This window comes from Achromobacter sp. 1012554356 (genome assembly GCF_059760815.1).
In genome coordinates, this window is the sequence record NZ_JCBANC010000029.1 from 1 (window position 1) to 18,837 (window position 18,837).

19 protein-coding genes are annotated in these 18,837 nt (G+C 63.5%); 16 read left to right on the forward strand and 3 right to left on the reverse strand.

Going from position 1 to position 18,837, the window contains the following annotated elements; translation table 11 throughout:
• The first annotated feature begins 26 nt into the window (after window positions 1–26).
• Window positions 27–794, forward strand: coding sequence for a phosphatase PAP2 family protein (locus tag AC6LJW_RS16210; RefSeq protein ID WP_498087780.1), 768 nt, complete (start codon window positions 27–29; stop codon window positions 792–794).
• On the opposite strand, the gene AC6LJW_RS16215 is transcribed toward AC6LJW_RS16210, so the two are convergent.
• From AC6LJW_RS16215 to AC6LJW_RS16225, 3 genes are read right to left on the reverse strand one after another with little or no spacing between them, the layout of a single operon-like run.
• A complete protein-coding gene (locus AC6LJW_RS16215) occupies window positions 765–1,199 on the reverse strand; it encodes an NAD(P)-binding domain-containing protein (protein WP_498087756.1) in 435 nt (144 codons plus the stop codon). The two genes, AC6LJW_RS16210 and AC6LJW_RS16215, sit on opposite strands and share 30 nt — an antisense overlap.
• Window positions 1,196–1,639 (reverse strand): PaaI family thioesterase, encoded by a 444-nt coding sequence (locus tag AC6LJW_RS16220; protein ID WP_056568297.1) that lies wholly within the window; start codon window positions 1,637–1,639, stop codon window positions 1,196–1,198. Before AC6LJW_RS16220 ends, AC6LJW_RS16215 begins: the two co-directional genes overlap by 4 nt.
• Window positions 1,636–2,250, reverse strand: coding sequence for a TetR/AcrR family transcriptional regulator (locus AC6LJW_RS16225; protein WP_498087757.1), 615 nt, complete (start codon window positions 2,248–2,250; stop codon window positions 1,636–1,638). Before AC6LJW_RS16225 ends, AC6LJW_RS16220 begins: the two co-directional genes overlap by 4 nt.
• Window positions 2,251–2,706: 456 nt before the next feature.
• On the opposite strand from AC6LJW_RS16225, the gene AC6LJW_RS16230 reads away from it, so the two are divergent.
• From AC6LJW_RS16230 to nuoN, 15 genes are all read left to right on the forward strand, one after another.
• The gene (locus tag AC6LJW_RS16230) at window positions 2,707–3,834 is read left to right on the forward strand and encodes a porin (RefSeq protein WP_498087758.1); all 1,128 of its coding nucleotides are present in this window, start codon (window positions 2,707–2,709) and stop codon (window positions 3,832–3,834) included.
• 293 nt (window positions 3,835–4,127) lie between these two features.
• Window positions 4,128–4,487 (forward strand): NADH-quinone oxidoreductase subunit A, encoded by a 360-nt coding sequence (locus AC6LJW_RS16235; RefSeq protein ID WP_006217959.1) that lies wholly within the window; start codon window positions 4,128–4,130, stop codon window positions 4,485–4,487.
• Between the two features lie 39 nt (window positions 4,488–4,526).
• Window positions 4,527–5,003 (forward strand): NuoB/complex I 20 kDa subunit family protein, encoded by a 477-nt coding sequence (locus AC6LJW_RS16240; RefSeq protein ID WP_006217960.1) that lies wholly within the window; start codon window positions 4,527–4,529, stop codon window positions 5,001–5,003.
• A 79-nt stretch (window positions 5,004–5,082) separates the two neighbouring features.
• Entirely contained in the window at window positions 5,083–5,709 is a 627-nt protein-coding gene (locus AC6LJW_RS16245; RefSeq protein ID WP_056568292.1) for an NADH-quinone oxidoreductase subunit C, read from the forward strand.
• Between the two features lie 3 nt (window positions 5,710–5,712).
• Entirely contained in the window at window positions 5,713–6,969 is a 1,257-nt protein-coding gene (locus AC6LJW_RS16250; protein ID WP_056568290.1) for an NADH-quinone oxidoreductase subunit D, read from the forward strand.
• A gap of 47 nt (window positions 6,970–7,016) precedes the next feature.
• Entirely contained in the window at window positions 7,017–7,511 is a 495-nt protein-coding gene (nuoE, locus tag AC6LJW_RS16255; RefSeq protein ID WP_105237725.1) for an NADH-quinone oxidoreductase subunit NuoE, read from the forward strand.
• Complete coding sequence (nuoF, locus tag AC6LJW_RS16260; RefSeq protein ID WP_056568284.1) at window positions 7,508–8,875, forward strand: NADH-quinone oxidoreductase subunit NuoF; 1,368 nt, start codon at window positions 7,508–7,510, stop codon at window positions 8,873–8,875. The genes nuoE and nuoF overlap by 4 nt, the downstream gene beginning before the upstream one ends.
• A 15-nt stretch (window positions 8,876–8,890) precedes the next feature.
• The gene (nuoG, locus tag AC6LJW_RS16265; RefSeq protein ID WP_056568281.1) at window positions 8,891–11,218 is read left to right on the forward strand and encodes an NADH-quinone oxidoreductase subunit NuoG; all 2,328 of its coding nucleotides are present in this window, start codon (window positions 8,891–8,893) and stop codon (window positions 11,216–11,218) included.
• A complete protein-coding gene (gene nuoH / locus AC6LJW_RS16270) occupies window positions 11,218–12,291 on the forward strand; it encodes an NADH-quinone oxidoreductase subunit NuoH (RefSeq protein ID WP_056568279.1) in 1,074 nt (357 codons plus the stop codon). The genes nuoG and nuoH overlap by 1 nt, the downstream gene beginning before the upstream one ends.
• A gap of 20 nt (window positions 12,292–12,311) precedes the next feature.
• Window positions 12,312–12,800, forward strand: coding sequence for an NADH-quinone oxidoreductase subunit NuoI (nuoI, locus tag AC6LJW_RS16275; RefSeq protein WP_008161196.1), 489 nt, complete (start codon window positions 12,312–12,314; stop codon window positions 12,798–12,800).
• Window positions 12,801–12,817: 17 nt separating this feature from the next.
• Window positions 12,818–13,468, forward strand: a complete 651-nt coding sequence (locus tag AC6LJW_RS16280; RefSeq protein WP_056568276.1) for an NADH-quinone oxidoreductase subunit J — start codon at window positions 12,818–12,820, stop codon at window positions 13,466–13,468.
• Window positions 13,465–13,773: an NADH-quinone oxidoreductase subunit NuoK gene (gene nuoK, locus AC6LJW_RS16285; protein ID WP_006217969.1), complete on the forward strand. Its 309-nt coding sequence runs from the start codon at window positions 13,465–13,467 to the stop codon at window positions 13,771–13,773. Before AC6LJW_RS16280 ends, nuoK begins: the two co-directional genes overlap by 4 nt.
• A gap of 17 nt (window positions 13,774–13,790) precedes the next feature.
• Window positions 13,791–15,836 (forward strand): NADH-quinone oxidoreductase subunit L, encoded by a 2,046-nt coding sequence (nuoL, locus tag AC6LJW_RS16290; RefSeq protein WP_498087759.1) that lies wholly within the window; start codon window positions 13,791–13,793, stop codon window positions 15,834–15,836.
• Window positions 15,833–17,335, forward strand: coding sequence for an NADH-quinone oxidoreductase subunit M (locus tag AC6LJW_RS16295; protein ID WP_056568271.1), 1,503 nt, complete (start codon window positions 15,833–15,835; stop codon window positions 17,333–17,335). The genes nuoL and AC6LJW_RS16295 overlap by 4 nt, the downstream gene beginning before the upstream one ends.
• A gap of 9 nt (window positions 17,336–17,344) precedes the next feature.
• Complete coding sequence (gene nuoN / locus AC6LJW_RS16300) at window positions 17,345–18,829, forward strand: NADH-quinone oxidoreductase subunit NuoN (protein ID WP_056568268.1); 1,485 nt, start codon at window positions 17,345–17,347, stop codon at window positions 18,827–18,829.
• The last annotated feature ends 8 nt before the right edge of the window (window positions 18,830–18,837 follow it).

Below are 18,837 nucleotides of genomic sequence, written 5' to 3' on the forward strand. Positions count from 1 at the left end.
CCACGTTCCTTTTTGATGGCGCTTTCATGACCGATGTCTACGCGGCATGGGCTGCGGCCCATGCCCTCTCTTTGTTTGTCGCGTTGCCGCTGGCTGCTGGCGGCGTGGCGCTACTGTTCATGCGTTGCCACGGCCGGCTGTCCGGCAACGGCCGCGCGGTACTGTTCGCCGCGACGGCGGGCGTGTCCTTTGCGGTGTTCCTGGCGCTGGCGCTGGCCGTCGAACGGCGCGGGACCGTCGTGGCGTTCGACAGCGCGCTCGCCAACGCGCTCAGCATGTCCATGTCGACGTCGATGCTCTGGCTGCTGTCCTGGATCACGTACCTGGGCGACCGCAACCTGCTCACGGTCGTCGCCGTGCTGATGACGCTAGCGCTGCTGTGGCGCGGGTCATGGCAGCTCGCGCTCTTTTGCGCCATCGCGACCGGCCTGAACGGCGCGCTCAACTGGCTGTTCAAGCATACGTTCGAACGGGTGCGCCCCGACCACGACCACGGCTACGCCATGGCAACCGGCTGGAGCTTTCCCAGCGGTCACTCCTCTGCGGCGATGGCTGTTTACGGCACGGCCTGCTACCTGATGTGGCGATTCGCGCCGCCCGGCTGGCGCCTGCCGTGCGTGGCGTTCATGGCCGCGCTCATCATGGCCATCGGCCTGAGCCGCATCCTCTTGCAGGTGCATTTCGCCAGCGACGTCGCCGCCGGGTTCGCGGTCAGCCTCGGGTGGCTGGTCCTGTGCGTGGCGGCCGTCGAGCGGCTGCACGTCTCAGGCAGGACGGTTCAGCGCGTCCAGTAGGCGCGCCTCGACGCCGGCAACGGCGCCCGCCTGCAGCGGCGCGCAGGTGTAGCGCCCGCCCGCGCACGCTATGGCCCGGTCAAGCTGCCGCATCCGGTCGGCGGGCGGCGGGTCCAGATCGATGATCAGCTTGCCGGCAATGGGCGCCGTGACCTGCCCGTCGCTGAAGCGTTCCAGCGTGCGATCGATCTCGCGTTCCCGGGGCAGGGCCAGCACGATGGTGTCGGACTCGGCCAAGGCTTCGCGCGCCGAGGTCGCCAGCGTTGCGTTGCCGCGAAAATCCTCGCAGCGGTCCGCTTCGATGTCGTAAAGCGTCAACGCAATGTCGGGATCGGCGGCCAGCAGCCGCCGCGCCGCACGCGTGCCGATCCTGCCCATGCCGACGATGCTGACGCGCGGACTCATGGCTTGGGCACCGACCACGTGCTCACGATATGGGCGACCGGCTCGTCCGAGCCTTCGCCCGTCAGCACGACTTCTCCCGCGGACAGACGGCCCACCTTGAGCAGGCGGGCGTGGGCATGGATGGCGCCCGCGGGGCTCTTGCGCAAAAAATTGATGGTCAGGCTGGCCGTGACCGCGTGGGCCTGCCCGGTCGCGCCCACCACGGCTGCATACATGGCCAGATCGGCCAGTCCCATCAGCATTGGCCCGGCAACGATGCCGCCCAGCCGCTGGTGCGTGTCCCGGGCGGGCAGCACGGCGTGCGCCGTGCCGTGGCCGATGTGCAGGATATCGATCCCCAACAGCATCGAGAACGGGTGCTGGTCGGCCAACAGCACGTGAAAGTCGGCAAGGCTGATCAGCGGCGCGCGCGCATCGGCGGCGAGGGCGGTTGCGGTCATCGTTGTTCCAGGGCGTGGCAATAGTTGTCCAGCAGCGCGTCGGCCTGCTGGCCCAGGGACTTGAGGCGGCGGGTATGCACCAGCAGCAACAGTCCCATCAGATAAGTGAACACGTTCATCTGCTCGGCCTGAACGAACTCGTCGCGCCAGCCCTTCGTGCGTGCCAGCGCCTGTCCGATCAGATCGATGCATTGCCGCAACCGGCTATTGAGCTTTTCGTCCATGTCCCGACCCAGCCCGCGCGGGCCAAGTCCCTGGAACAGATACATCCCCAGCGAAAAATCCGTGCGCCGCTGCGCGTAATACTCGAAGAACGCCCGGATTACGCCGCGTGCGGCCGACTGCGGCGCCTCGGCCTCGCCCGCCTGCGCCAGATGCGCGTGCAGCCGCTGCAGCGATCCATCCAGCAGTTCCCCATACAGCGCTTCCTTGCCCGCGAACCAGGGATAGATGGCGCCGGTCGTGCAACCTGCTTCCTTCGCGATGGCCCGGATCGTCGTCTTTTCCAGACCATCCCGCTCGAACACGCGCTGCGCGGCGTCCAGGATGATCTGCCTGCGCAGGGCGCTAAGGCGTTCGTTGCGGTCGGCACGGGGGGAGGGTGTTGACATGGCGCTCGGGGGCGATTCGATGTCACCGATCATATCGACGATTTTTATTAATAACAACGTTATTCACCCCGCACGTGATTACGATGATCTTCAGTGCCGGCATCATCCCGGCCGCTCCGGTTTACTGCCGCATGGCAGCCGGAGCCGCGAAGAAAGTAGCGTGACGAATGGGTTTTGGAATTGCCCGGAAAATTGGGGGCAGGGCCGAAAGTCGCATGGTTGCGCGCTCGGGCAGTTCGGTAAGGGTAAGCCCTAGCGATACGCGGCAAGCATCAGCGGGATGTTGCAACTTCCCAACAAGCCTGTCGCAAACCTGCACTTTTCTGATGCCGACCATAGCCAGTCCCCCCGATTTTTGATGCAATAGCGTCAACTTCCCTTCGCGGAGTTAGGGGGGCGGCAGGCTGGTTTGCTGGATTGCTGCTCTTGTCACTCAAATCAACGGAGATTTCTTAAATGAAAAAGACTCTGCTCGCTGCCGCCCTGCTCGCCGGTTTCGCCGGTGTCGCCCAGGCAGAAACGTCTGTCACCCTGTACGGCATCATCGACACGGGCCTCGGCTACAACAAGATCAGCGGCGGTACTGATGCCCAAAACGGCAGCCGTTTTGGCATGATCAACGGCGTCCAGAACGGTTCGCGCTGGGGTCTGCGTGGTTCGGAAGATCTGGGTGACGGCCTGCGCGCTGTTTTCCAACTGGAATCGGGCTTCAACTCGGGTAACGGCAACTCCGCTCAAGGTGGTCGTCTGTTCGGCCGTCAAGCCACCGTCGGTCTGGCCAGCGACAGCTGGGGTCAACTGGACTTCGGTCGCCAAACCAACATCGCGTCGAAGTACTTCGGCTCGATCGATCCGTTCGGCGCTGGCTTCGGTCAAGCCAACATCGGTGCTTCGATGAGCGCTGCCAACACGCAACGCTACGACAACATGGTCATGTATCAGACCCCGTCGTTCAGCGGCTTCCAGTTCGGCGTTGGCTACTCGTTCAGCGCTGACGACACGAAGACGACCGAAACCGGCTTCAAGACCGCCGACAACACCCGCGCCATCACGACCGGCCTGCGCTACGTCAACGGCCCGCTGAACGTCGCTCTGTCGTACGACCAGCTGAATGCCTCGAACCGTCTGCCGACCGCCTCGACCGACGCCACCCCGCGTATGTACGCCATCGGCGGTTCGTACGACTTCGAAGTCGTGAAGCTGGCCCTGGCCTACGCTCGCACGACCGACGGTTGGTTCGCCGGCCAAGGCACCAGCACCAGCACCATCGGTGGTGGCACGGGTTCCGTGAACTTCGGCACCAACCTGTTCGCTGATGGCTTCAAGGCCAACTCGTACCTGGTCGGCCTGTCGGCTCCGATCGGCGGCGCTTCGAACCTGTTCGGTTCGTGGCAGCGCGTTGATCCGTCGAACTCGAACCTGACGGGTGATGATTCCAACATGAACATCTACTCGCTGGGCTACACCTACGACCTGTCCAAGCGCACCAACCTGTACGCTTACGGTTCGTACGCCACGAACTACGCCTTCCTGAACGACCTGAAGTCGACCGCTGTCGGCGTCGGTGTCCGTCACCGCTTCTAATCCAATGCAGGGCGCAAGCCCTGTGTGGATTTAAAGCAAAAGCGAACGGGCCTCGGCCCGTTCGTATAAGCCACCCTTTCGGGGGTGGTTTTTTTTCGTCTGCTGACTGAATTCAGGCATACTACGACTTCGTGTCGTTCGAGCCGCACATGCTCGACATGCACCGACGAAAGCTGCGATTGTTCCATTTGAGGAATGCAGTCTTTCGCCTGCTATTCAAGCTACAGAGTTCAGCCGGAAGTAACCGCGCGAATGCTACAATCCTAAGGTTTGCGCATTTGACGGACGCCTGAATGAACCTGCAACAGTATTTTCCCGTCCTGCTGTTTATCGTAGTGGCCACCCTTATCGGGTTCGCGCTTCTAACGGCCGGCTCCCTCCTTGGCCCGCGGCGTCCTTACGCTGAGAAGCTCTCGCCTTACGAGTGCGGCTTCGAAGCGTTTGAAGATGCACGCATGAAGTTTGACGTGCGCTACTACCTCGTGGCGATTCTGTTCATTCTTTTCGACCTGGAAATCGCGTTCCTGTTCCCGTGGGCCATCGCCCAGGGCACCGTCGGACTCGTCGGTTTCTGGACGGTCATGGTTTTCCTCGCCGTGTTGACCGTCGGCTTCATCTACGAATGGAAAAAGGGCGCGCTGGATTGGGAGTGACCTTCGGGTTCATTTCACAGCACGTTATCAGAGACGAATATGGCTATAGACGGCATTCTCAAGCAAGGGTTCATCACTACCAGCGCCGACAAGTTCCTGAACTGGGCGAAGACCGGTTCGATGTGGCCCATGACCTTCGGTCTGGCCTGTTGCGCGGTTGAGATGATGCACGCGGGCGCAGCCCGCTATGACCTGGACCAATTCGGCATCATCTTCCGGCCCAGTCCGCGCCAGTCCGATCTTATGATCGTTGCCGGCACGCTGTGCAACAAGATGGCGCCCGCGCTGCGCAAGGTCTACGACCAGATGCCCGAGCCGCGCTGGGTGGTTTCCATGGGCTCCTGTGCCAATGGCGGCGGCTACTACCACTACTCGTATTCGGTGGTGCGTGGCTGTGATCGCATCGTACCGGTAGACGTCTACGTGCCGGGCTGCCCGCCCACGGCCGAGGCGCTGGTCTACGGCTTGCTGCAAATGCAGAACAAGATCCGTCTGACCAACACGATTGCGCGCTGATGCTTCGTGCGGTTCGACGGCAGGCCTCAGCCGCCGCGAACCTGCGAAACCAGCGTATCGGTTCACCTAAGCGTACAAGATGATGACCAGGCTCGAATCCCTGAAAAACAATTTGCAGACCACCCTCGGTGCGGACATCGCGCTGACCGAGGCGCTGGGCGAGCTGACGCTCGAAGTGCCCGCGGAGCAGTGGTTCTCCGTCTGCAACAAGCTGCGCACCGAAGCCGGCCTGCGCTTTGAAACCTGTATCGACCTCTGCGGCGTCGACTACCTGACCTGGGGCAACGGCACGCGCCAACTGCCCGAGGAAACCAACGTCCGCATCCACCGCGCGCGTTATGCCGTGGTGGCGCACTTGCTCTCCCTCGAGAACAACTGCCGGCTGCGCGTGCGCACCTGGGCGCCCGACGACGAGTTCCCGATGGTCGCCTCGCTGATGGAATGCTGGCCCACGGTCGGCTGGTTCGAACGCGAAGCCTTCGACCTGTACGGCATCGTCTTCGAAGGCCACCCGGACCTGCGCCGCATCCTCACCGACTACGGTTTCATCGGCCATCCGTTCCGCAAGGACTTCCCGCTGTCGGGCACCGTCGAAATGCGCTACGACCCCGAGCAACGGCGCGTCATTTACCAGCCGGTCACGATCGATCCGCGCGAGATCACCCCGCGCGTGGTGCGCGAAGACACCTACGGCATGGGGCGTTGAATCATGGCAGACATCAAGAACTACACCCTGAACTTCGGTCCTCAACACCCGGCCGCGCACGGCGTGCTGCGCCTGGTGCTCGAGCTTGACGGCGAAGTCATCCAGCGCGCCGATCCGCACATCGGCCTGCTGCACCGCGCTACCGAAAAGCTGGCCGAGCACAAGACCTACATCCAGGCGCTGCCCTACATGGACCGCCTGGACTACGTGTCCATGATGTGCAACGAGCACGCCTACGTCATGGCCATCGAAAAGCTGCTGGGCGTCGAAGCCCCGCTGCGCGCGCAGTACATCCGCGTGATGTTCGATGAAATTACCCGCCTTCTGAACCACCTGATGTCGCTGGGCTCGCACGCCCTCGACGTGGGCGCCATGGCGGTATTCCTGTACGCCTTCCGTGAACGCGAAGACCTGATGGACTGCTACGAAGCCGTCTCGGGCGCGCGCATGCACGCGGCCTACTACCGTCCGGGCGGCGTCTATCGCGACCTGCCGGATTCCATGCCGCAGTATGGCGACTCCAGCAAGTTCCGTGGCGACAAGGAAATGCGCGTCATGAACGACGCACGTTCGGGCTCGCTGCTGGACTTCATCGAAGACTTCACCAACCGCTTCCCCGCCTGCGTCGACGAGTACGAAACGCTGCTCACCGACAACCGTATCTGGAAGCAGCGTCTGGTGGGCATCGGCGTGGTCGATCCCGATCGCGCCAAGGCGCTGGGCTTCACCGGCCCGATGCTGCGTGGCTCGGGCGTCGCCTGGGATCTGCGCAAGATGCAGCCCTACGAAGTCTATGACCTGCTTGATTTCGACATCCCCGTGGGTGTCAACGGCGACTGCTACGACCGCTATCTGGTCCGCATCGCCGAGATGCGCCAAAGCAATCGCATCATCCGCCAGTGCGTGGAATGGCTGCGCAACAATCCCGGCCCGGTCATGATCGAGAATCACAAGATCGCCCCGCCGTCGCGTACCGCCATGAAGACCAACATGGAAGAGCTGATCCATCACTTCAAGCTCTTCACTGAAGGTTTCCACGTGCCCCCGGGCGAAGCGTATGCCTCGGTCGAGCATCCGAAGGGCGAATTCGGCATCTATCTGGTGTCCGACGGCGCCAACAAGCCTTACCGCCTGAAGATTCGGGCGCCCGGCTTTGTCCACCTGCAAGCGCTGGATGAAATGTCGCGCGGCCACATGATCGCCGACGCCGTCACCATCATTGGCACGCAGGACATCGTTTTCGGCGAGATCGATCGCTGATCCGCCCAGACAGTCACGAGCACGCCCGCATAACCCGGATTCAAACTATGCTGCTTTCCGAACAGGCCTACCAGAAAATCGACCGTGAACTGGCCAAGTTCCCGGCCGACCAGCGGCAGTCCGCCATCATGGCCTCGCTTGCCATCGCGCAAGAAGAGAAGGGCTGGTTGGCTACCGAAGTCATCGAAGACGTGGCCAAGTACATTGGCGTTCCGCCCATCGCGGTCCAGGAAGTCGCCACGTTCTACAACATGTTCGACGTCAAACCCGTCGGCAAGAACAAGATCGCCGTCTGCACGAACCTGCCCTGTGCCTTGCGCGACGGCGACCGTGCCGGCGAATACCTCAAGCGCAAGCTGGGCGTCGACTACCGCCAGACCACCGAAGACGGCCAGTTCACGCTGGTCGAAGGCGAGTGCATGGGCGCCTGCGGCGACTCCCCCGTGCTGATCGTGAACAACAAGCATATGTGCGTGCGCATGACCGACGAGAAGCTGGACGCGCTGGTCGCGGCCCTCAAGCAGCAAGGAGAGTCGGCATGAACGCGCCTGACCTGTACAAACAGTTCGCGCAGGGGCTGGATCCCGATCCCCTGAACGACCTGTCCAACTCGATGGCCCTGCACGGCCGCCACCTGCAGCCACAGATCATGGCCGACGTCGACGGCGCCAACTGGCGCCTGGCCGACTACGTCAAGCGCGGCGGCTACGAAGCCCTGAAGAAGATCCTGACCACCGGCATGAAGCCGGAAGACGTGATCGCCGAAGTCAAGGCGTCGGGTCTGCGCGGCCGTGGCGGCGCGGGCTTTCCGACCGGCCTGAAGTGGAGCTTCATGCCGCGCGCCTTTCCGGGCCAGAAATACCTCGTCTGCAACTCCGACGAAGGCGAGCCCGGCACGTTCAAGGACCGCGACATCCTGCGTTTCAATCCGCACATCGTGATTGAAGGCATGGCGATCGCGGCCTACGCCATGGGCATCAGCGTCGGCTACAACTACATCCACGGCGAAATCTTCGAAGTCTACGAGCGCTTCGAAGAGGCCCTCGAAGAGGCGCGTGCCGCCGGCTTCCTGGGCGACCGCCTGTTCGGTTCCGACTTCAGCTTCCAGCTTCACGCTTTCCACGGTTACGGCGCCTACATCTGCGGCGAAGAAACCGCGCTGCTGGAATCGCTGGAAGGCAAGAAGGGCCAGCCGCGCTTCAAGCCGCCGTTCCCGGCCAGCTTCGGCCTGTACGGCAAGCCCACCACCATCAACAATACGGAAACGTTCGCGGCGGTGCCGTGGATCATCCGCAACGGCGGCCAGGCCTACCTGGAAGTCGGCAAGCCGAACAACGGCGGCACCAAGCTGTTCTCGATCACCGGCGACGTCGAGCGTCCCGGCAACTACGAGATCCCGCTGGGCACCCCGTTCTCGACCCTGCTGGAACTGGCGGGCGGCATGCGCGGTGGCAAGAAGCTGAAGGCGGTCATCCCCGGCGGCTCCAGCGCCCCGGTCCTGCCCGCCGACATCATGATGGAATGCACGATGGACTATGACTCCATCGCCAAGGCGGGCTCGATGCTGGGCTCGGGCGCGGTGATCGTCATGGACGAGACGCGCTGCATGGTGAAGTCGCTGCTGCGACTGTCGTACTTCTATTTCGAGGAAAGCTGCGGCCAGTGCACGCCGTGCCGCGAAGGCACCGGCTGGCTCTACCGCATGGTGCACCGCATCGAAAACGGTCAAGGCCGTCCGGAAGATCTGGAGCTGCTGGATAACGTGGCCCTCAACATCATGGGCCGCACCATCTGCGCCCTCGGTGACGCCGCCGCCATGCCCGTCCGTGGCTTCCTCAAGCATTTTCGCGACGAATTCGCGCACCACATCGAGCACAAGTCTTGTGTGGTCCCGCAATATCTGTAGGTCTCAGGAACAGCAATGGTTGAACTAACCGTCGACGGCAACAAGGTCGAAGTGCCCGAAGGCAGCATGGTCATGCATGCCGCCCAGAAAGTCGGGCTTTACGTGCCGCATTTCTGCTACCACAAGAAACTGTCCATCGCGGCCAACTGCCGGATGTGCCTGGTTGAAGTGGAAAAAGCGCCCAAGGCGCTGCCCGCCTGCGCCACGCCCGTGACCAACGGCATGGTCGTCCACACCTGCTCTGAGAAGGCTCGCGCCGCTCAGAAGTCGGTGATGGAATTCTTGCTCATCAATCACCCCCTCGACTGCCCGATCTGCGATCAGGGCGGCGAATGCCAGTTGCAGGATCTGGCCGTGGGCTACGGCGGTTCTTCCTCGCGTTACCAGGAAGAAAAGCGCGTCGTGTTCCACAAGGACCTGGGCCCGCTGGTTTCCGCCGAGGAAATGTCCCGCTGCATCCACTGCACCCGCTGCGTGCGCTTCGGCCAGGAAATCGCCGGCGTCATGGAACTGGGCATGCTGGGCCGTGGCGAACACTCCGAAATCACCACCTTCGTGGGCCGCTCGATCGAGTCCGAACTGTCGGGCAACATGATCGACATCTGTCCGGTGGGCGCGCTGACCTCCAAGCCCTTCCGCTACAGCGCGCGTACCTGGGAACTGGCTCGCCGCCGTTCGGTCAGCCCGCACGACAGCTTGGGCGCCAACCTGGTCGTCCAAGTCAAGGGCGACCGCGTGATGCGCGTGGTCCCGTTCGAAGACGAAGCCGTCAACGAATGCTGGATCAGCGACCGCGACCGCTTCTCGTACGAAGGCCTGAACAGCGACGACCGCCTGTCCGCCCCGATGATCAAGGGCACCGACGGCAAGTGGCAGGAAGCCTCGTGGGCCGACGCCCTGCAGGCCGTGGCCCAAGGCCTGTCGCGCGTGCGTGACAGCTTCGGCGCTGGCCAGATCGGCGCGCTGGCGTCCGAATACGCCACCACCGAGGAATACGCGCTGCTGGGCCGCCTGGTCCGCTCGCTGGGTTCCGAGAACATCGACTTCCGTCTGCGCCAGACCGACCCGGCCTTCGACGCCGCGCTGACCGGCGCGCCGTGGCTGGGCATGCCCATCGCCGAACTCGACAACCTGGACCGCGTCCTGGTCGTCGGCTCGTTCCTGCGCAAGGATCATCCGCTGATGGCCCAGCGCCTGCGCCAGGCCGCAAAGCGCGGCACGCAGATCCTGATGGTCGACAGCGCCGCCGACGATCCCCTGATGCCCGTCACCGCGCGCATCACCGTGGCCCCCTCGGAATTGGCGCGCGCGCTGGCCGAAGTGGCCGTCGCGCTGGCCCAGGCCAAGGAACAGGCCGTGCCGGCCGAATTCGCCTCGGTCACGCCGGGCGAAAACGCCAAGCTCATCGCCGCCAGCCTCGCCTCGGGCGCCAACACCGCCGTCCTGATGGGCAACCTGGCTGTCGCCAGCGCCCAGGCCACCACGCTGGCCGCCAACGGCCGCGCCGTGGCTGACCTGACCGGCGGCAAGTTCGGCTTCCTGACGTCGGGCGGCAACACGGTCGGCGGTTATCTCGCCGGCGCCATCCCGGGCAAGGGCGGCAAGACCGCCGCGGCCATGCTCGCCGAACCGCTCAAGGCCTACATCGTCCTGCACGCCGAACCGCTGCTCGACGCCGACAACGGCCAGCAGGCCATCGCCGCGCTGCGCGGCGCGCAGTTCGCCGTCGCGCTCACGCCTTACCGTTCGGCCGCAGCCGAATGGGCCGACGTGATGCTGCCGGTGTCGCCGTTCACGGAAACCTCGGGCACGTTCGTCAACGCCCAAGGCCTGGCTCAGAGTTTCAAGGGCACGGTCGCGCCGTTCGGCCAGACCCGTCCGGGCTGGAAGGTCCTGCGCGTGCTGGGCAACGTCCTGCACCTGGCTGGCTTCGACGACGAGACCTCCGAGTCCGTGCGCGACGCCGTGCTGGCAAGCGGCGTCGAAGGCCGCCTGTCCAACGACGTCAAGGCCCCGCTGGGCCTCGGCCAGGCCATCACCGGCCTGGAACGCGTCGCTGATGTGCCGATCTACCGCACCGACGCCATGGTGCGCCGCTCGGAACCGCTGCAGGCCTCGCCGGCTTCGAAGAAGCCCGCCGCCGCCATGAACGGCCGCACCCTCACCAGCCTGGGCCTGACGGCCGGGGTCAAGGTGCGCGTGTCGGCCGGGCAGGGCGTCGTCGAACTGGAAACCGTGCAGGATGATGCCGTGGCCGATCGCGCCGTGCGCATTTCCGCCGCCTTCGAAACTACCGCTGCCCTGGGTGGCGCATTTGGTCAAATCAGCGTGGAGCGTGCCTGATGGAATGGCTCAATGTTCTTGAAAGCCACGGTCAGGCATTGCTGGGTCCGACGGTCTGGATGGTCCTCTGGACCCTCGTCAAGATCGTCATCATTGCGGTGCCCATCATCCTGTGCGTGGCCTACCTGACGTACTGGGAACGCAAGATGATCGGCGCCATGCACGTGCGCATGGGTCCGAACCGCGTCGGTTTCAAGGGGCTGCTGCAGCCGTTTGCCGACGTGTTCAAGCTGCTGACCAAGGAAGTCGTGGTCCCCAGCCAAGCCAACAAGGTGCTGTTCATCGTGGCCCCCGTGGTCACGCTGATGCCCGCGCTGGCGGCCTGGGCCGTCGTGCCGTTTGGCCCCGATGTCGTGCTGGCCAACGTCAACGCCGGCCTGCTGTACATCATGGCCATCACGTCCATCGGCGTGTACGGCGTGATCGTCGCCGGCTGGGCGTCCAACTCCAAGTACGCGTTCCTGGGCGCGCTGCGCGCCTCGGCCCAGATGCTGTCGTATGAACTGGCCATCGGCTTCGTGCTGGTGACGGTGCTGCTGGTGTCGGGCAGCCTGAACATGTCCGAGATCGTCAACGTGCAGAACCGCGGCTGGTTTGCCGAAAAGGGCCTGACGTTCATGTCGTGGAACTGGCTGCCGCTGTTGCCGCTGTTCGTGATCTACGTGATCTCGGCCGTCGCCGAAACCAACCGTCACCCGTTTGACGTCGTGGAAGGCGAATCCGAAATCGTGGCCGGCCACATGGTCGAATACTCGGGCATGGCATTCGCGCTGTTCTTCCTGGGCGAATACGCCAACATGATCCTGCTGTCGTGCATGGCATCGATCATGTTCCTGGGCGGCTGGGCTTCCCCGATCGATATCGCGCCGCTGACCTGGATTCCGGGTTGGATCTGGCTGGGTCTCAAGACGTTCTTCGTGGTCTCGTTGTTTGTGTGGTTCCGGGCTTCGTTCCCGCGCTACCGCTATGACCAGATCATGCGTTTGGGTTGGAAAATCTTCATCCCGCTGACCGGCGTCTGGCTGGTCGTGGTGGCGATCTGGATGCAGACGCCCTGGAACATTTGGCGCTAAGCGCCAAGCAGAGGCAGGATATGGAAGCGATCAAGGATTTCTTCGGCAGTCTGATGCTGACCGAGTTGCTCAAGGGCATGCGCCTGACGGGCAAGTATTTTTTCAAGCGCAAGGTCACCTTGCGTTACCCCCAGGAAAAGACCCCTGCGTCGCCGCGTTTCCGCGGCCTGCACGCCCTGCGCCGCTACCCCAACGGGGAAGAGCGTTGCATCGCGTGCAAGCTGTGCGAAGCCGTGTGCCCGGCGCTGGCGATCACGATCGAGTCGGACCAGCGCGACGACGGCACCCGCCGCACGACGCGCTACGACATCGATCTGACCAAATGCATTTTCTGCGGCTTCTGTGAGGAAAGCTGCCCCGTGGACTCCATCGTGGAAACGCACATCCACGAATACCACGGCGAAAAGCGCGGCGACCTGTATTTCACCAAAGACATGCTGCTCGCCGTGGGCGACCGCTACGAAGCCGACATCGCCCGCCGCCGGGCCGAAGACGCGCCTTACCGCTGAAGCCCAGGGTCTGATCCATGACTTTTACCACTGTCCTTTTCTACATACTGGCCGCCGTGCTGGTGATCGCGGCGTTCCGCGTGATCACCGCGCGCAGTGCGGTCACCGCCGTTTTGCACCTGATCCTGGCGTTCGCCAACGCGGCCATGCTCTGGATGCTGCTGGGCGCCGAGTTCCTCGCGCTGCTGCTGGTGCTGGTGTACGTGGGCGCCGTGATGGTGCTTTTCCTCTTCGTCGTGATGATGCTCGACATCCGGATGGACACCCTGCGCCAGGGCATGAAGACCTATCTGCCGCTCGGCCTGGTCATCGGCCTGGTGCTCGTGCTGGAAGTGTCCTTCGTGCTGGGCTCCATCTGGTACGGTTCCGGTCCCCAGGCGCAGCTGCCCAGCGACTACAACAACGCCCGCGCGCTCGGCGAAGCGATGTACACGCAGTACATCTACGCGGTTGAAGTTGGCGCCGCGCTGCTGCTGGTCGGCATGGTTGCCGCGATTGCGCTGACCCTGCGCCGCCGCCGCGACGTCAAGTACAACGACCCGGTCGCCGCTGTCCGCGTGCGTTCGAAGGACCGCTTCCGCATGGTGAGCATGCCCGCCCAGAGCGAGCGCGCCCAGGCCAAGCGTGACGCCTCGAACGGTGCCGCGCCCCAAGGAGAAAAACAATGACGCTGACGCTGGCCCACTATCTGATCCTTGGCGCGATCCTGTTCGCGATCGGGATCTTCGGCATCTTCCTGAACCGCCGCAACCTGATCATTCTCCTGATGTCCATCGAGCTCGTGCTCCTGGCCGTCAACATGAACTTCGTGGCGTTCTCCAGCTGGTTCGGCGACACCGCCGGCCAGGTGTTCGTGTTCTTCATCCTGACCGTGGCCGCCGCTGAAGCGGCGATCGGCCTGGCCATTTTGGTGCTGCTGTTCCGCAACCTGAACACGATCAACGTTGACGAACTCGATCGCCTGAAGGGCTGACGGGGTATTGGAAGAAAATGTCTAGCTCACCCAATCTCTACCTGCTCATCGCGCTGGCGCCGCTGGCCGGAGCAATTCTCGCGGGCCTCTTCGGCACCGGGTTCCTCGGCCGGCCCATCGGCCGCCGCGCCTCGCACGTCATTACCATCCTGGGCGTGCTCATCTCCGCCATCGGTTCGGTGGTGGTGCTGGGCGACGTGCTGAACGGCCTGCGTTTCGACGGCGCCGTCTACACCTGGAGCCTCATCGGTCAGACCAAGCTGGAAATCGGCTTCCTGATCGATCCGCTGTCGGCCATGATGATGGTCGTCGTGACGTCCGTGTCGCTGATGGTGCACATCTACACCATCGGCTACATGGCTGACGATCCCGGCTATCAGCGCTTCTTCTCGTACATCTCGCTGTTCACGTTCTCCATGCTGATGCTGGTGATGTCGAACAACATGGTGCAGCTGTTCTTCGGCTGGGAAGCGGTGGGTCTGGTGTCGTACCTGCTGATCGGTTTCTGGTACACCCGTCCGACGGCGATCTTCGCCAACATGAAGGCGTTCCTGATCAACCGCGTCGGCGACTTCGGTTTCGTGCTCGGCATCGGCCTGCTGTTCGCCTACGCCGGCACCATGCACTACGGTGAAGTCTTCGCGCAGGCCGACAAGCTGGCCGGCATGAAGCTGCCGGGCTCGGACTGGATGCTGCTGACCGTGGCGTGTATCTGCCTGTTCATCGGCGCCATGGGTAAATCGGCCCAGGTTCCGCTGCACGCCTGGCTGCCCGACTCGATGGAAGGCCCGACCCCGATCTCCGCGCTGATCCACGCCGCCACCATGGTGACGGCCGGTATCTTCATGGTCGCCCGTTTTTCGCCGCTGTTCGAACTGTCGGACACCGCGCTGTCGTTCATCATCGTGATCGGCGCCATCGGCGCGCTGTTCCTGGGCATCCTGGGCATCATTCAGAACGACATCAAGCGCGTCGTCGCGTACTCCACGCTGTCGCAGCTGGGTTACATGACCGTGGCGCTGGGTGCGTCGGCCTACTCGGTCGCGATCTTCCACCTGATGACCCACGCATTCTTCAAGGCGCTGCTGTTCCTGGGCGCGGGTTCGGTCATCATCGGCATGCACCACGACCAGGACATCCGCAACATGGGCGGCCTGCGCAAGTACATGCCCATCACCTGGATCACCTTCCTGCTGGGTACGCTGGCACTCGTCGGCACGCCGTTCTTCTCGGGTTTCTACTCGAAGGAAAACATCATCGAAGCCGCCGGCCAGGCCAATGTCTGGGGCGCGAGCTTTGCCTACTATGCCGTGCTGATCGGCGTGTTCGTCACGTCGCTGTACTCGTTCCGCGTGTACTTCCTGGTCTTCCACGGCAAGGAACGCTTCGACACCAGCGATCATGGCCACGGCCACGATGCGCACGGTCACGGTCATGACGACCATGGCCACGACGACCACGGCCACGGCCATCACGGCGGAAAGCCGCACGAGTCGCCCTGGGTGGTCACGCTGCCGCTGATCCTGCTGGCGATTCCGTCGGTGTTCGTCGGCGCGTGGGCGGTCGATCCCATGCTGTTCGGCAAGTTCTTCGACGGCGTCATCAAGGTCCTGCCGCAGCAGCATCCCGCGATGCACGTGCTGAGCGAGGAATGGCACGGCTGGGTCGCCTACGGCCTGCACGCCTTCCAGACCCTGCCGTTCTGGCTGGTCGTGGCTGGCTTCGTCATCTCCTGGTACTGCTACCTGATCAACCCGAAGGTGCCGGCCGCCATCAAGGCCAACCTGTCGGGCGTGAACAAGATCCTCGAGAACAAGTACTACGTCGACTGGGTCAACGAGCAGATCATCGCGCGCGGTTTGCGCTGCCTGGGCCGCGGCCTGTGGCAGACGGGTGATCGCGGCATCATCGACGGCATCCTGATCAACGGCAGCGCCCGTGTCGTGGGCTGGGTGGCAGCCATCAGCCGTCACCTGCAGTCCGGCTTCATTTATCACTACGCGTTCGCGATGATCATCGGCGTCATGGCGCTGGTGACTTTCTTTGTGCTGATTCCCCAATGATGGCAAGCGAGATGGCATCCAACACTTTTCCCTGGCTCACGCTTGCGATCTTTGTCCCGATCGTATTCGGCCTGCTGGTGCTGGCGGTGGGCCGTGACGACCGTCCCGGCCTGACGCGCGGCCTGTCGCTCGTCGGCTCGATCGCCGGCTTCCTGGTCACGATTCCGCTCTACACCGGTTTTGATTCCTCCACGGCCGCCATGCAGTTCGTGGAGAAGGCCTCCTGGATCGAGGCTTTCAACGTCAATTACCACCTGGGCATCGACGGCATCTCGATGTGGTTCGTGCTCCTGACCGCGTTCATCACCATCATCGTGGTGCTGGCCGGCTGGGAAGTGATCACCAGCCGCGTCGCGCAATACATGGCCGCCTTCCTGATCCTCTCGGGTCTGATGGTCGGCGTGTTCTGCGCGCTGGACGGCATGCTGTTCTACGTGTTCTTCGAAGCCACGCTGATCCCGATGTACATCATCATCGGCGTCTGGGGTGGCGCGAACCGCGTATATGCGGCCTTCAAGTTCTTCCTGTACACCCTGATGGGTTCGCTGCTGACGCTGGTCGCGTTCGTCTACCTCTGGCATGCCTCGGGCGGTTCGTTCGACATCCTGACGTGGCAGCAGACCAAGCTGGGCTACACCCCGCAGATCCTGATCTTCGTGGCGCTGCTTGCGGCGTTTGCGGTCAAGGTGCCGATGTGGCCTGTCCACACGTGGTTGCCGGACGCCCACGTGGAAGCGCCCACGGGCGGCTCCATTGTTCTGGCCGCCATCATGCTGAAGCTGGGCGCCTACGGCTTCCTGCGCTTCTCGCTGCCGATCGCCCCTGACGCGTCGCACAGCCTGGCCGGCATGATGATCACGCTGTCGCTGATCGCCGTGATCTACATCGGTCTGGTCGCGATCGTGCAGGACGACATGAAGAAGCTGGTGGCCTATTCGTCGGTCGCCCACATGGGCTTCGTCACGCTGGGCTTCTTCATCTTCAACACGGCCGGCGTCGAAGGCGCCATCGTGCAGATGATCTCGCACGGCTTCGTGTCGGGCGCCATGTTCATGTGTATTGGCGTGCTCTATGACCGCATGCACTCGCGCCGCATCGCCGACTACGGCGGCGTGGTCAACGTGATGCCGCGTTTTGCCACGTTCTTCATCCTGTTCTCGATGGCCAACAGCGGCCTGCCGGCCACCAGCGGTTTCGTCGGCGAATTCATGGTGATCATGGGCGCGGTCGAGCACAACTTCTGGATCGGCCTGCTGGCAGCCACGGCCCTGATCCTGGGCGCGGCGTACTCGCTGTGGATGGTCAAGCGCGTCGTCCTGGGCGATGTCGCCAACGACCACGTGCGCGAGCTGACCGATATCAATCGCCGCGAATTCGTGATTCTTGGCGTGATGGCGATCGCCGTGTTGTACATGGGGATCTATCCCAAGCCCTTTACCGACGTAATGCACGTGTCGGTCGAGGCCCTGCTGCAACACGTTGCCGTCTCGAAACTGTAAGACAAGACAATGATGCAATCCCAAATCGATTTCGCCCTGGCGACACCGGAAATCCTTCTGCTGATTTTCGGCCTGGCTATCCTGCTCGTCGACGCGGTCAGCAATCACCCCGAGCGTAAGCCGACGTTCCTGCTGACCATGCTTGCCCTGGGCGTGCTGACCGTCGTGTCGGCCGTGCAGTGGAAGAACGGCGTGGCTGGCTCGACGTTCAACGGCCTGTACGTCACGGACGAGCTGTCGCACCTGCTGAAGATCGCCTCGTATCTTGCCGTCGGCGTGACGCTGATCTACGGCCGCGTGTATGCGCAGGTTCGCGACATGATGCGTGGCGGCGAACTCTACGTGCTGACGCTGTTTGCGCTGCTGGGCCAGATGGTCATGATCTCCTCCGGGAACCTGATCTCGATCTACCTGGGCCTGGAGCTGATGTCGCTGGCGCTGTACGCGCTGATCGCCCTGCGCCGTGACAACGTCGTGGCCACCGAAGCCGCCATGAAGTACTTCGTGCTGGGCGCGCTGGCCTCGGGCTTCCTGCTGTATGGCATGTCCATGATCTACGGCGCAACGGGCCACCTGGACCTGACCGAAGTGTCCAACGTCATCGCCGCCGGCAAGGCCGAGAAGATGGCGCTGGTGTTCGGCATCGTGTTCCTGGTGTCGGGCCTCGCGTTCAAGCTGGGCGCCGTGCCGTTCCACATGTGGGTGCCGGACGTCTACCAAGGCTCGCCGACCGCCGTCACGCTGATCCTGGGCGGCGCGCCCAAGCTGGCCGCCTTTGCGATCACGCTGCGCCTGCTGGTCGACGGCCTGCACGGCCTGGCCGCCGACTGGCAGCCGATGCTGATGATCCTGGCCGTGCTGTCGCTGGCCATCGGCAACCTGACCGCCATCGCGCAGACCAACTTCAAGCGCATGCTGGCTTACTCGACCATCTCGCACATGGGCTTCGTGCTCCTGGGGCTGATGTCGGGTTCGGTGGCGGGCAAGCCGGAACTGTCGTCGGCCGCCTACGGCGCCTCGCTCTTCTACATGCTGACCTACGTGCTGACCACGCTTGCCAGCTTCGGCATCGTGCTGCTGCTGTCGCGCCAGGGCTTCGAGTGCGAACACATCGACGACCTGAAGGGCCTGAACCGCCGCAGCCCGTGGCATGCCGCCATCGTGCTGCTGCTGATGTTCTCGCTGGCCGGCATTCCGCCGCTGGTGGGCTTCTACGCCAAGCTGGCCGTGCTGCAGGCGCTGATCTCCGCGGGTCACGTCACGCTGGCCGTGGTGGCGGTGCTGTTCTCGCTGATCGGCGCGTTCTACTACCTCCGTGTGGTCAAGGTCGTCTACTTCGACGAGCCGGCGGCCGACGCTGCCCCGATGGTGGCCACGGCCGGTCAACGCGGCGTGCTGTCGATCAACGGCGCGCTGATCCTGGTGCTGGGTCTGTTGCCCGGTGGCTTGATGGCGCTGTGCGTGCAGGCCATCCGCTCGTCGCTGAGCCTCTAAGGACGGAT

Bases quoted from the DNA above. Each gene is read 5' to 3' on its own strand.
- AC6LJW_RS16250 (WP_056568290.1), top strand. From the start codon at position 5,713: ATGGCAGACATCAAGAACTACACCCTGAACTTCGGTCCTCAACACCCG.
- nuoK (WP_006217969.1), top strand. From the start codon at position 13,465: ATGACGCTGACGCTGGCCCACTATCTGATCCTTGGCGCGATCCTGTTC.
- AC6LJW_RS16225 (WP_498087757.1), bottom strand. From the start codon at position 2,250: ATGTCAACACCCTCCCCCCGTGCCGACCGCAACGAACGCCTTAGCGCC.
- nuoF (WP_056568284.1), top strand. From the start codon at position 7,508: ATGAACGCGCCTGACCTGTACAAACAGTTCGCGCAGGGGCTGGATCCC.
- nuoH (WP_056568279.1), top strand. From the start codon at position 11,218: ATGGAATGGCTCAATGTTCTTGAAAGCCACGGTCAGGCATTGCTGGGT.
- AC6LJW_RS16245 (WP_056568292.1), top strand. From the start codon at position 5,083: ATGATGACCAGGCTCGAATCCCTGAAAAACAATTTGCAGACCACCCTC.
- AC6LJW_RS16230 (WP_498087758.1), top strand. From the start codon at position 2,707: ATGAAAAAGACTCTGCTCGCTGCCGCCCTGCTCGCCGGTTTCGCCGGT.
- AC6LJW_RS16220 (WP_056568297.1), bottom strand. From the start codon at position 1,639: ATGACCGCAACCGCCCTCGCCGCCGATGCGCGCGCGCCGCTGATCAGC.
- nuoE (WP_105237725.1), top strand. From the start codon at position 7,017: ATGCTGCTTTCCGAACAGGCCTACCAGAAAATCGACCGTGAACTGGCC.
- AC6LJW_RS16235 (WP_006217959.1), top strand. From the start codon at position 4,128: ATGAACCTGCAACAGTATTTTCCCGTCCTGCTGTTTATCGTAGTGGCC.
- AC6LJW_RS16295 (WP_056568271.1), top strand. From the start codon at position 15,833: ATGATGGCAAGCGAGATGGCATCCAACACTTTTCCCTGGCTCACGCTT.
- AC6LJW_RS16280 (WP_056568276.1), top strand. From the start codon at position 12,818: ATGACTTTTACCACTGTCCTTTTCTACATACTGGCCGCCGTGCTGGTG.
- AC6LJW_RS16210 (WP_498087780.1), top strand. From the start codon at position 27: ATGACCGATGTCTACGCGGCATGGGCTGCGGCCCATGCCCTCTCTTTG.
- nuoG (WP_056568281.1), top strand. From the start codon at position 8,891: ATGGTTGAACTAACCGTCGACGGCAACAAGGTCGAAGTGCCCGAAGGC.
- nuoL (WP_498087759.1), top strand. From the start codon at position 13,791: ATGTCTAGCTCACCCAATCTCTACCTGCTCATCGCGCTGGCGCCGCTG.
- AC6LJW_RS16215 (WP_498087756.1), bottom strand. From the start codon at position 1,199: ATGAGTCCGCGCGTCAGCATCGTCGGCATGGGCAGGATCGGCACGCGT.
- nuoN (WP_056568268.1), top strand. From the start codon at position 17,345: ATGATGCAATCCCAAATCGATTTCGCCCTGGCGACACCGGAAATCCTT.
- AC6LJW_RS16240 (WP_006217960.1), top strand. From the start codon at position 4,527: ATGGCTATAGACGGCATTCTCAAGCAAGGGTTCATCACTACCAGCGCC.
- nuoI (WP_008161196.1), top strand. From the start codon at position 12,312: ATGGAAGCGATCAAGGATTTCTTCGGCAGTCTGATGCTGACCGAGTTG.